Below are 12,360 nucleotides of genomic sequence, written 5' to 3' on the forward strand. Positions count from 1 at the left end.
TTTGTGAAACAATTCTTTTTTTTCTTGACTTACGCAAAACCATACCCTAAAAACAGAAACTTAAAATCAGTTAATATATTTTTATGGAGTTAATATGAAAACTATTATTGGTTCAGGATTGATGATGCTTTTCTGCCTGTCTTTATTTCTTCCGCAGGAAAGTTTTTCGCAAGAGCAAATTTTGAGATCTGATTTGGTTGACAAGATTGAAGGTATGTGGCTCGGTCAGATTGTGGCCAATATGGCCGGCCGATCAACTGAAGGACACTACAGCGGAAGTGCAGAAAATCCTGCTGAAAGTGTGGATTGGGTTCTAAAAGGCCCTGATGAGTATTGGCCGGGAGATGACGACACAGATATCGAATATATTGCTATGGATACGCTTGAGCAATACGGCTCGAATCCTACCGGCCAGCAGCTTGCTTCGCAGTGGCTTGATCATATAAATTCAAGCGGATCAGGCATTTACATTTCAAACCGCCAAGCTTGGTATTTGATGAAAGATGGATACATTCCTCCAGAAACAGGCAGCCGGCACAGAAATATGCACTGGTTTTCCATCGATTCTCAGATTACTACTGAGATAATTGGAGCGGTTTACCCTGGGCTCACCCAAGGAGCAGTGGACACGGTTCACAAATTTGCAGATATCTCAAACGCCGGCTTCCCTGTACATGCCGCTCAGTTTTACGGGGCTATGTATTCAATGGCATATTTCGAATCTGACATTCAAACTTTAGTTGAGAATGCTTTAAATATTCTTCCTTCTACAAGCAGAAGCTATGAGGTTGTTTCAGATGTATTAGGCTGGTACGAAGCAGATATCGCAAACGGCACTCCAGATTGGAGGCAAACCCGAAGCCTGCTTTATGATTATTACGGCAACGGAGAATTTGCCAAAGGCAGATATTACCATTGGATAGAATCTACGGTTAATCTCGGGGCAACGGTGCTTTGCCTTTTGTATGGTGATGGAGATTATAAAACCACTGCTCAAATAGGTATCTTAGCCGGCTGGGACTGCGACTGCAACCCAGCTACAGCCGGCGGAATAATCGGCATTATAAAAGGCCGAAGCGGCCTCCCGCAAGACCTCTTCGGCGAAGATGTATGCAGCAATACATACAGAAACATATACAGACCCAACCTGAATTCATACGAATCAGTGAACAGCATTGCTAACAGAGCTGCCGATATAGCCGAAACCAACATACTCGCCAATGGCGGCGCTAAGCAGGTGAATGGAGAGCAGATAACTTACCAAGTCATCACCCAGCAGGCTTCAGCTTTGCCCGCAAATCCTTCTCCGGAATCGCCCAGAGGGCTTGTTGGAGAGGCTTTGGCAAACGGGATTGATGTAACAGTTAATGCGGCCAAAAAACACACGAATACCTCTAATGACAGATACAACATATATTCACTGATTGACGGAGTTTATGATAATTCTCATAACGGGCACCGCCCTTATTGGAGCTTAGGGCTCAGCGGCGAGCAGGACTGGTATGAGCTTGAATTTGCTGAGCCTGTACTGCTTGATTCAGTAAGTTTTTATGAAGGGGATGTTGTATGGAACGGGGTCAATACCTATGTGGCGGATAATCCTCTGAGGGGAGGCTTTTTCAAAGATATCAAAGTGGAAATCTTTAAGAACGGCGAATATATAGAGCCCTCTAATATCACCCAGTCTGAGCCCCTTGAAAAGCTGAAAATGTATCAAAATATAGAATTTGATTTTGATCCGGTTGTGTGCAGCAAAGCGAGGATTTCAGGAACCGCGGGCGGGAGTTATCCTTACACAACTATACTTGAACTTGAGGCATACGGGAGTATTCAGCCCTCTGTTTATGTGGAACATTGCTCGCTTGAGGATTTAACTCAGAATTCAATGATTGATAATATATCTCTGCAATTCAGCGAGGAGCTCGCTTCAGACTCCAGCCCGCAGATAGCAATCCGAAGAACGAGCGATTCTTCAGTTATCCCATCTTCCGTAATAATTGAAGAAGATTTTATGGGGCTTAGCATAATCCCCGATTCCTCACTGCCCGATGGAAATTTTGTATTAGAAATCAACTGCGATTCCGTTACTGATGCAGAAGGGGGCAGTCTTATTGATGATGATATGCACTCAAATGACGGCTATTACCGCATTTATTTCCATTCGCTCTTTGGAGACCTTAACGGCGACGGGAAAATAGACCAGTCAGACTATTCGGCTTTTTCAAGTGTATGGAAAACTGATTATCCAAGCGCTGATTTCAACAAGGATTCAATTACTGATCAGTTTGACCTTATAGAATTTGCGGATAATTGGCTTGAGCAGATTTAAACGGCTTTGCAAGCTTAAGGCTGCTAACTCAAATCTCATAATTCTCTAACGCAGTTTTGTGAGCAGGGTAATAATGCGCTCATTAAAGTTTTTATCTTTAAACTTGGAAATTTCCCACAATTTTGCTTGCCAAGAAAAAAGATTTTAGTAACATCCCACTACTGTCAAGAAATGCCTTGCTTTTAAACTAAAGTTTTACTATACATGGAGGCAACATTGTGGCTAAAGTAAGCGACATAAAAAACGTTGTACTCCTCGGTCATGGAAGTTCGGGAAAAACTACGCTTGTGGAGGCGGCCCTTCACAAGACCGGTCAGATAAACCGGCACGGAACGATCGAGGAAAAGAATACCGTCTGTGATTACGACGACGAAGAAAAAGAAATTCAGCATTCAATCCAGTCATCAATAGCTCATACCGCCTATAAAGGCAAGCAAATCAATTTTATCGATTCTCCCGGTTATCCGGGTTTCTTAGGCGGAGCCCTTTCCTCACTTTCAGCAGCAGAAACAGCACTCATCGTAGTAAATGCCAGCAACGGCATAGAAGTAAACACCAGAAGAATGTACAAGGCAGCAGATCAGGCAGGCCTTTGCAAGATTATCGTAGTAAACAAGCTCGACCACGATGATGCCGAGTATGCAGAGCTCGTTGAGCAGATTCAGCAGACCTTCGGAACAGAATGCAGATGCGCAAACCTCCCGACATTAGACCATAAATCAGTTATAGACTGCGTGTCTAATGATCAGGGCGAGTCCTTCATCACCGCAGAAGACGCTCACACTCAGCTTGTAGAGAGCATAATCGAATGCGATGATGATCTGATGGAGGCATACCTCGGAGGCGAAGAGATAAGCAAGCAGAAGGTAGAAGAGGTTTTTGTGAAGGCGATGCTTGAAGGCAGCGTTGTTCCTATTGTTTTCACAAGCGCAAAAACCGAAGCGGGCATTGAAGAGCTTCTCGAAGTGATATATGAAAGTGCCCCTTCCCCCGAGCAGGCCAAGCCGGCATTGCTCACCGACGGCGAGAACAAAACAGAGCTCAAGGCGGATCCGGAAGGCCCGCTTGCAGGTCTCGTTTTCAAGGTTGGTACAGACCCGAAAACTCATATGAAATATTCATTCATCCGCCTTTTCAGCGGGACAATCAAATCCGACACCCAGATGCGCCGCAACGATGAGAAGAAGGTCCTGCGTCCCGGGCATATTCTCAGGCCTCAGGGAGCTGAAACAGACGAAATCGAAAGCGCTTCGGCGGGTGATATTATATGTCTTGCGAAAATTGATGACCTGAAATACGGTGATCTTATTCATGATGGTAAGGTAAGCGGAAGCTTTGAACTTACAGAGCTCCCGCTGCCTATGTTTGCTCTCGCATTGGAGCCTGCGTCTAAAGGGGATGAGACAAAAATCGGCGCAGCTCTGGAAAGGCTTTGTGAAGGGGATCCCTGTTTCGCGGCAGGGCACGACCCCAACACAAAGGAACTTGTAATCAAAGGTTTGGGAGAGATGCATCTGAAAGTTATGCTCTCCAAAATGGAAAAGGTTTACAAGGTCCATGTTAATACGAAGCCGCCAAAAATCCCTTACAAAGAAACTATCACAGCTAAAGCGGAAGGCCATTACAGGCACAAGAAACAGTCCGGCGGAGCTGGTCAGTTCGGCGAGGTCTATCTCAGGGTGGAGCCCGGCGAACGTGATCAGGACCCCTCGCTTTCTTACAGCTGGGATATTTTTGGCGGTTCCATCCCTTCACAATTTGAAACGCCTGTAGTTAAAGGCATTGAAGATGTAATGGAAACAGGCGTGATTGCCGGATTCCCGATGCAGGATATAAAGGTGAGCATCTATGACGGCAAGCACCACCCGGTAGATTCAAAGGAAGTGGCTTTTAGAGCTGCGGGCAAGGGCGCGTTTATCGATGCCGTGCAGAAGGCAAAGCCCTGTCTGCTTGAGCCCGTTGTGGATATGGAGATTACCGTACCCACCGAATTCATAGGCGATATCACAGGCGATATTTCAGGAAAGAGAGGCCGCGTGCAGGGGCAGGAGATCCTATCCGGAGATATGGCTTCTGTGAAGGCGCTCGTGCCGCTTTCGGAAGTAGCAAACTACGACGGCCAGCTAAAGAGTATGACCGGCGGACAAGGCAGCTACTCAATGGAACTCAGCCACTACGATGTTGTCCCGCCGAATGTGCAGCAGAAGGTGATTGAAAAATACAAGGCCGAAGAGGAAAACGAATAGAATTATCACAAGCCTGCATAACCTGCCGGCAGCTTCGTTTTACCTTCAGCATAATTATGAAAACCAACCCGCCTGAGAAACGCTCAAGCGGGTTTTCTTCTTTTATAATCACGCACAGGTAGGCAGCAGACGCTGAATAATACTCAGAAATTGCACGGATTTTTTCTGGCCTGTGGTGAGTGACAGAGTAGCTCGGTTTAAATATTTCGTATCGTGAAGTTGCTGCGTAATACTAAACACAATCAGAGCCGTGCGTGGACTCCGCCTGCGGTGGATTGCTCGTGGCAAAATAATCAGCGGGCTAAACAAAGCGGACGATCTGGACTCGGTCAGCGGAACTATAAAAAGCAGAACCTAAGAGACAAAGATCACCTTTCAAGCTTCAGCTGATATTTAATATGCAATGCTGTCTGCCTCGCAAGGATTTCATATCCTTTTTTTGTATAATGCACATCGCCGGGGCCTTTAAACAACTGTTCAGGAAAGAGATTTGTCATAGCATGGAGATCATTAACAGGTATATTGTGCTTTCTTACAACTTTCATTGCAGTTTTATTATATTTAATCTCATCACCCTTAAATCGTCCCGCTTCACCCTCAGGGACCACTGTTGTAGTTGCCCATATAAGCTTTGCCCCAGTCTTCTCGAGCCTGCAAACAAGCCTTTCGAGATTTTCTTCGTATTGCTCAAGCGAATTTGTAATCTTGCCGCCTATTTTGTCTCTATTACCCTGCTCATTTGATTCAGGATTTCGATAACATAAATCCCACAGTCCCCAGTTGAAATGTATTAAGTCCCATTTTGTATCACCCAGCCAGCTTTCAAGCTTTTCGACTCCTCTGGTTGTCGATCCGGCATTACCCTGATTGTGCGTAACACTTGCCGCATCCTCAAGAAGGTCTTTAACGTGAGGGGTGTAGCCGATGGATATAGAATCACCAATTACTAAGACCTTCGCAAGATTGTCTTCTGCCGCAATGACAAAAGTACAGGCCAATAAAAATGCGATAAACGTTTGTTTCGTAATATCACCTTTACTTTCAAAAAGAGGTTATTCGAAGGCAATTTCAACTGAGTCAACCATTGGCTTCGATTTGTTTTCCGTAGTATCTTCAAGCTCAAATTCAAAACAGAAACCATAGGCTGGAGGAAGGGAACTGATATCCATACTAGCAGTCTCGCGTTCTATCCGCTTTGCAAAACCCTCTATATAGTCATAGCTTTCCTTCACTTCCTGCCAAGCAGTCCAGAGATCAACCTCTCCATCATTATCAGTATCAGCCCCAACTCTCACGGTAACCTTCTCTACCCAAGGTCCGGAGCTTATATAATCTGTATTCATCTGCGTTACGAGATAGAACTGCCCTTCTGCAAAGCAGATATCCGGGTCAGGATGCCCCTTCCCAATATTGCCGCACCACTCAAATTCCTTATAAAGCGAATCAGAAGTAAACCAGCAGACGCTCATACTATGGCCGCCGACAGGGTCAAAATCGCCGAATAGATAATACTGCTCACCAATGCTAATCATTGCCCAATCGCCGTAAGCTTCCTGCTCTGGTTTGTGAACGTTGTATTTAGCTACATTGCTTTTCCAGTCCGGATGCTGAAGCCAGTGGGGATGTTTATATTGAGCAACTTCCCCTGTAGGTTTTGTACGATTATCAACAGCAGGGGCCAATATTTTAAAATCATCAATCCCGTTTTTGCTCTCAGCGTGGCCTGCCAAAGGTGAATCCCATGAACGTTTGGAGGCATTTATTGGGCTCCAGTTTTCAAAAATCACATGAAATTTCCTTTCTTTATCACGAAAAAACGTACAATCTGAACCATCAGAAGGGTCAGCGAAAGCGAGCCCCATATCCTTTCCTGGTTCACCATCGGTAAGATTGTTATCAATGTAAAGATGGGGATCTTGATCGTTTGGGTAGTCGTAGTATATGTAAGCCTTACCATCAAAATATTCTGCTGTTGTAACCCAACGGGAAAAATATTTGGTAACAGGGCCATGGTGTACCCAGTTTTTCATATCCCTGCTCTGCCAAGCGTGATACCCGCCAAGGCTCTTTTTAAGACCGCCCGGGGAATTGTAAACATTCGGAAGCGGCGTAGTTTTTAGCGGAACATCAAAACCATCAAGAGAAGCATTTTCTGCCTTAAATCTATCCTCGCCTTTAATTTTTACATACTCCCCGAACATCCAATAATTATCAGGACCAAGACTAAGCATAACAGGAGCATTATGGAAATTATCCGGGCCAACGTTTTTTACAGGTTTCCAGTTTTCCCAAACCGTTGACTGAGATATTGTGATAGTTTTCGCAGACATCTTTTTATTGAAACGCTTTACTTTGCTTCTATAGTACCCTTTTTCAATGGAAGGGCACACAGTATCGTCTTCAAAATATACCGCGCTGAACGCCTTTCGAAAATTCTTCCACTGCTTTTTATTTTCTACAACCCAATTATCCGCTTTAACGGAATTAAAAATTGAGAAAACGAATACTGTAATACATAAACTCTTATAAATTGAATACTTCATCTTAGATCCTGCCCTATATCTCACTTAGAAATGTTATCACGCTTTCATCCCCTTATGAAGGACTCTTCTGCTTTGGAAAACCATTCTTCCTGATATATTTACCCACTTTATGCAGCGTATTTACATCCTGCTTGTCAAGAGAGCCGTCCGGTAAAGGTGCAATATTCAACAGAAGATTGGCATCATATTCAGCGGCATATTTCAGATTATCCAGTACTGAATTAAAACCTCTGTGATTTCCATCATGCTTTTTGGTATATCCCCAGCCAGCAATAGCTGTGCATATCTCAAAAGGCTTTCCGGCTGCCTGTTTTTCTTTAACCTTCTTCTTATTATTTAGCCAGTGAATCTCGGGTGAATAATAATCCTCTTGGCCGTTATATCCCCATTTTGCTGTAATCAAACATTGAGGCTGGATTTTACGGATCAGCTTGTAAGTGTCATCAACTCTAAACTTCTCAATAGGCCCGCTCATAGGAACGCCGTGGCCGTCAAGCCAAATGCTGGCTATAGGACCATATTGAGTAAGCAGTTCTTCAAGCTGCTGATGCATATATTCTACATAAATATTTAAATCGTGCTCCTTGCCGTATTTGTAATACGGTTCAGGCTCATGATATCTTGGGCGTGCAAAGCTGCCCCAATTATCATTATTAGGAGCATGCGGATGACGCCAATCCCTTCCGTGAGTGAAGTAAAGGCAAAGCCCAAGCCCTTTTTTATCACAGGCTTCGGCAAGCTCAGCTACAAGATCTCTTTTTGCAGGTGATTTAACGCTGTTGAAATTAGTTGATTTTGTGTCAAACAAACAAAAACTGTCGTGATGACGCGTTGTGATGTTCACATACTTCATCTCAGCACGAAGAGCTAGATCAGTTATCTCATCAGCATCAAAGTTTTCAGCAGTAAAGCGTTTTATAAGCTTCTCATATTCTTTGACATGTATCTTTTCTTTTAGCTGCACCCATTCGCCCCTGCCAAGCAGACTGTATAACCCATAGTGAAGGAACAGGCCAAACTCCGAGTTTCTAAACCAATCCATTGCAGAATTATGAGGTTTGGCAGAGTAATTTTGAGCAAAATCTTTCAGGTATGAAGGTGCTGAAGTATTGAACTGCCCCCTCGATAACGCTGGCAAACCAATAAGCCCGGCAGCGCCCATTATTTTAGCAAATTCTCGTCTGTTAATCATTAGTCATCTTTCAATTAATTTGTACAAAACAGGATTTTACTTTATTGCCTGTTATATGTTATATCCTAAACCAAGGTGATTTTTGAGCTCAGAAAGATTTTTTGAATTTTTGGCAAATTCATTAACGAAAGATCAGCGTGAATTAGTGCTTTGGCAAACCCCTAAGTGCATCTTAGAGCTGCTCAGCGGCTGAAAAATATCTCCCCTCCGCTTCCTCCGTGTAAAAAAAATATCTACAACATCAGAGCAGGATTATGTATTGCGGTGGCAGCGTACTTGCCGGCAGATAGCCTTCCCTCATTTATGAAAATGTTTTCTCTGATGTAAAAGAGAGTTAAACATCGGAGGAAGCGGAGATAACGGAGAGGATGTGATAAATTAGACAGGATTAACAAGATTTACAGGATGAGATAAAGATAGTGGCAGAGCTGCAAGTAGCAGAGTAGCGAGTAGCTCGTGGTGTCTAGTCCTGAGTATAGTTGACAGATATCAGAATAGATGTTAATTAAATTTCAGGAATATTTATGAGTGCGCCAAGCAAAGCTAATATGTGCAAGTCGGACAATCCGGCACGGGTAAAGGCTAACCACCAGCCCGGGACTGAACCGGACGTATTGCGAGGTAACGAGTAATGCGAAGCTTCGGTAAGGGCAGTTTGTCAGCCGTAACGCAAGTGAAGGTATCGAGCCCCGAAATAATCCTTATTTCACTGGGTCAAGGGTTTCATTTCCTGGAAACCAGTATCGATGCGCACGTTAAAGGTGAGTGCGTAATCGACGTGGCGGGGTCTAAGTCCGCAGCGGGCAAACAAACTGTACATATTGGAACTTGGGAGAACCGAAGCGTTCCGAAAGGAAGCCGCCAAATAGCCGAAAAAGTGATGAGGCGGTATGGCGTTTCGGTAGTCGGACTAACCCATAGTAGAGGTGTAGCAGGGGTAATGCCCTGTGGGGCTATAAGCTTACTCGAAGGGGTTAGCGGTTTAACGCAGAGAGGTGAATTTTAACAATGCAATACCCTGAGATTGGAAAAACATTTGAGAAGTTGCTTCTCATATCCGCTCGCGCCCGAAGGGAGCGAGGATTCAAGTTTACGAGCCTTGCTCATCTACTTGATGAAGAATACCTTCGGGATTGCTACCAGAACCTTAACCGGAATAAGGCGGTAGGAATTGACAATGTAAGCTGGCAGGAATATGGTATAAATCTGGATGAAAATCTCCGGCGGCTTGTCGATAGGCTCAAACGTAAAAAGTATAAGCCTAAACCGGCAAGGCGGGTATATATACCCAAGGACGATAAAGAAACCCGTCCACTGGGTATATCTGCGATAGAAAGCAAGATAGTAGAAAGCGGGATTGCCCGCATACTAAACTGCATATATGAGCAGGATTTTCTGGATTGTTCTTACGGTTTTCGCCCGAACAGGAACTGTCATCAGGCGTTAAAGACACTTAACGACCTGATAACATACCAGCCGGTAAACCATATTGTCGAAGCCGATATTAAAGGCTTCTTCGATAATGTTGACCACGATAAGCTGCTGGAGTTTATTCGAATAAGGATAAATGACACGGCATTATTAGGGCTGATTGGTAAGTTTCTCAAAGCCGGTTATGTTGACGATGGTCAACTAATAGTATCGCAAAAGGGTACTCCGCAAGGAAGTATTCTAAGCCCGATACTGGCGAATATATTCCTGCACTATGTACTGGACGAGTGGTTTGAGGCTACGGTTAAAAGCCATACGACCGGTTACTGTGAGCTTGTGAGATATGCGGATGATTTTGTATGCGTAGTTCGCTACGCAGACGATGCCGAACGCATTGAGCAGGCGTTGAAGAATAGGTTCAATAAATACGGATTGGAAATACATCCTACAAAGAGCCGCCGGATAACATTTGGTCGCTTTGAGAAGGAAAACGCCGTAAAAGAGAGCCGAAAGCCTAACACGTTTGACTTTTTAGGATTTACGCATTACTGCGACATCTCACGCCGAGGCAAATTTAAGCTCGGGCGTAAGACAAGCGGAAAGAAATTCTCTGCCAAGTGCAGGGAGATGAATGACTGGCTCAAGGCGATACGAAACCACGTCAAGACTAAAGACTGGTGGAAAGTTCTTGTTGCCAAACTGCGAGGCCATTATCAGTATTACGGCGTAAGTGAGAACTACGCCGGTATCAGGAGTTTTTACAAACTCACGATAAGGATGGTACGGAAATGGCTGAACAGGCGTAGCCAAAAGCGAAAGATGAGTTGGGAACGGTTTAGTAATTACCTTGAACACTATCCTTTGCCAAAACCCGAAATAGTGCATAGCTTTTACAATCGGCAAGTGTAAAGTGAGTTAAACCGAAGAGCCGGATGTGGGAAATCCACAAGTCCGGTTCTGTGAGGGGCATTGACGTTTCCTCACATTTAATAAATGAAAAAATTAAGTTTATGGATGAAAGGAACTATATTATGTCTACTCGACAAGACAAAAGACCTACAGGCACTCGTTATAGTGAAGCATTTAAGTTGCAAGTGGTAAATGAGCTTGAATCTGGTAAACTCTCATGTATAAATGAAGCCAATATTCGTTATGGAATAGCAGGAAGCCACACCGTTAAGCGTTGGCTTAAGAAATACGGCCGAAACCATTTAATACCAAAGAGGATACGCGTGGAAAGACCAGATGAACATGACCGGTTAAAGCAATTAAAAGCAGAGAACAAAGAGCTGAAAGAAGCTCTCGCAGATGCTTATTTAGAAAAGCTTGTAAGTGATTCTCGATTTGAAGTTACCTGTGAGCAGTTTGGCTTGGACAGTGAAGAAGTCAAAAAAAAACTAGATACGAAACGGCACACAAGGCTTACAAAAGGGCTTCAGAAAAGGAAGAAAAAGTAACCATAACTGAAATATGCTGCGCATCAGGCATAAGCCGCCAGTATTTTTATAAGACTCGTAAAGTGCGTCAAAAGCAGCTTATTGATGAGGCTTTTATAATGGATTTGGTAAACCAGGAGCGTTCCTTGCAGCCTCAATTAGGCTGCAGAAAGCTCTTGTCGCTGATATCTGAGGACTTATCAGAAGCGGGGGTTAGTATAGGTCGAGATCGGTTTTTCGATTTGATGGGCAAGTTTAATAAGCTGATCAAGCCTAAAAGACGCAGCACCTCAACGACTAACAGCCGGCACAGGTTTCGGGTCTATAGTAATAAGCTTAAAGATATGAATCTGCAAGGCCCAAATGAGGCAATTGTAAGTGATATAACTTATATACGCACCGATCAGGGTTTTGTCTATCTTGCTCTTGTAATGGATGCCTTCAGCCGCAAGGTCATAGGTTATGATTGCAGTGATAGTCTTGAGGCCGAGGGTTGTTTAAGAGCCTTGAACCGAGCATTGAAGCAGATCCCCACCTCAGCAAAGGCGGTTCATCATTCCGATCGAGGCTGCCAGTACTGCTGCAATGCTTATATTGATATGCTCCAAGAAGCTGGTATTGGTATCAGCATGACAGAAGATAAACATTGTTATGAAAATGCTAAGGCAGAGCGGCTTAACGGAATAATGAAACATGAATATGGTTTGTGCAATACCTTTGCGAAAAAGGAACATGCCTATGAGGCAGTAAAACAAGCGGTGTTGCTTTATAATACCCGCCGCCCGCATGCAGCATTAGGCTATCGAATACCAGAGGCGGTGCACTTGGCAGCGTGATATATTCCTCCGTTCCGGTCGCCCTTCGGGCTCCCTCCACTACGGAATATATCGTTAAATCGTAATAGAAAAGAGAAAAGAAAAGTGTCAACTTTAAACCAGGACTTGACAGGCAAAATCATTAGTGAGAAATTAGTGCCGATTAGCGGCTTAAAATCTTTCTCATATTCAATAATCCTGTAGATCCTGTAAATCCTGTCTAAAAAAATAAAACTCCGTCTCTTCCGAATCATTAGCGAAAAATTAGTGTTGATTAGTGGCTGAATATCTAAGCGTCCTTCGTGGTTTAATAAGACTTTTTCAAAAAAATCGGCGGAAATTTTATTTTTTCCTTGAATTCTCCCCTC

8 protein-coding genes and 1 pseudogene are annotated in these 12,360 nt (G+C 43.9%); 6 read left to right on the forward strand and 3 right to left on the reverse strand.

Features of this window, described 5'->3' with window-relative positions:
* Positions 1-94: 94 nt before the first annotated feature.
* Positions 95-2,329 (forward strand): ADP-ribosylglycohydrolase family protein, encoded by a 2,235-nt coding sequence (locus STSP1_RS07930; RefSeq protein ID WP_085755842.1) that lies wholly within the window; start codon positions 95-97, stop codon positions 2,327-2,329.
* A gap of 218 nt (positions 2,330-2,547) precedes the next feature.
* A complete protein-coding gene (gene fusA, locus STSP1_RS07935; RefSeq protein WP_161491681.1) occupies positions 2,548-4,575 on the forward strand; it encodes an elongation factor G in 2,028 nt (675 codons plus the stop codon).
* Between the two features lie 368 nt (positions 4,576-4,943).
* Here the strand turns inward: fusA and STSP1_RS07940 are convergent, their stop codons facing one another.
* From STSP1_RS07940 to STSP1_RS07950, 3 genes are read right to left on the reverse strand one after another with little or no spacing between them, the layout of a single operon-like run.
* Positions 4,944-5,573 (reverse strand): SGNH/GDSL hydrolase family protein, encoded by a 630-nt coding sequence (locus STSP1_RS07940; protein WP_226997473.1) that lies wholly within the window; start codon positions 5,571-5,573, stop codon positions 4,944-4,946.
* Positions 5,574-5,627: 54 nt separating this feature from the next.
* Positions 5,628-7,118 (reverse strand): glycoside hydrolase family protein, encoded by a 1,491-nt coding sequence (locus STSP1_RS07945; protein ID WP_085755845.1) that lies wholly within the window; start codon positions 7,116-7,118, stop codon positions 5,628-5,630.
* Positions 7,119-7,170: 52 nt separating this feature from the next.
* Positions 7,171-8,310: an alpha-L-fucosidase gene (locus tag STSP1_RS07950; protein ID WP_085755846.1), complete on the reverse strand. Its 1,140-nt coding sequence runs from the start codon at positions 8,308-8,310 to the stop codon at positions 7,171-7,173.
* Positions 8,311-8,941: 631 nt separating this feature from the next.
* On the opposite strand from STSP1_RS07950, the gene STSP1_RS07955 reads away from it, so the two are divergent.
* The 4 genes and pseudogenes from STSP1_RS07955 to STSP1_RS07970 form a co-directional block, all read left to right on the forward strand.
* Positions 8,942-9,316 carry a hypothetical protein gene (locus STSP1_RS07955; protein ID WP_085755847.1) on the forward strand — a complete coding sequence of 125 codons (375 nt, stop codon included), beginning with the start codon at positions 8,942-8,944 and terminating at the stop codon, positions 9,314-9,316.
* 2 nt (positions 9,317-9,318) lie between these two features.
* Complete coding sequence (gene ltrA, locus STSP1_RS07960; protein ID WP_085755848.1) at positions 9,319-10,650, forward strand: group II intron reverse transcriptase/maturase; 1,332 nt, start codon at positions 9,319-9,321, stop codon at positions 10,648-10,650.
* A 122-nt stretch (positions 10,651-10,772) separates the two neighbouring features.
* The gene (locus STSP1_RS12345) at positions 10,773-11,198 is read left to right on the forward strand and encodes a transposase (protein WP_193432577.1); all 426 of its coding nucleotides are present in this window, start codon (positions 10,773-10,775) and stop codon (positions 11,196-11,198) included.
* Positions 11,186-12,013: pseudogene (locus STSP1_RS07970) on the forward strand (IS3 family transposase); the annotation flags it as partial. The gene STSP1_RS12345 and the pseudogene STSP1_RS07970, both read left to right, overlap by 13 nt.
* Between the last annotated feature and the right edge of the window lie 347 nt (positions 12,014-12,360).

This window comes from Sedimentisphaera salicampi, from assembly GCF_002117005.1.
Classification (GTDB): Bacteria; Planctomycetota; Phycisphaerae; order Sedimentisphaerales; family Sedimentisphaeraceae; genus Sedimentisphaera; species Sedimentisphaera salicampi.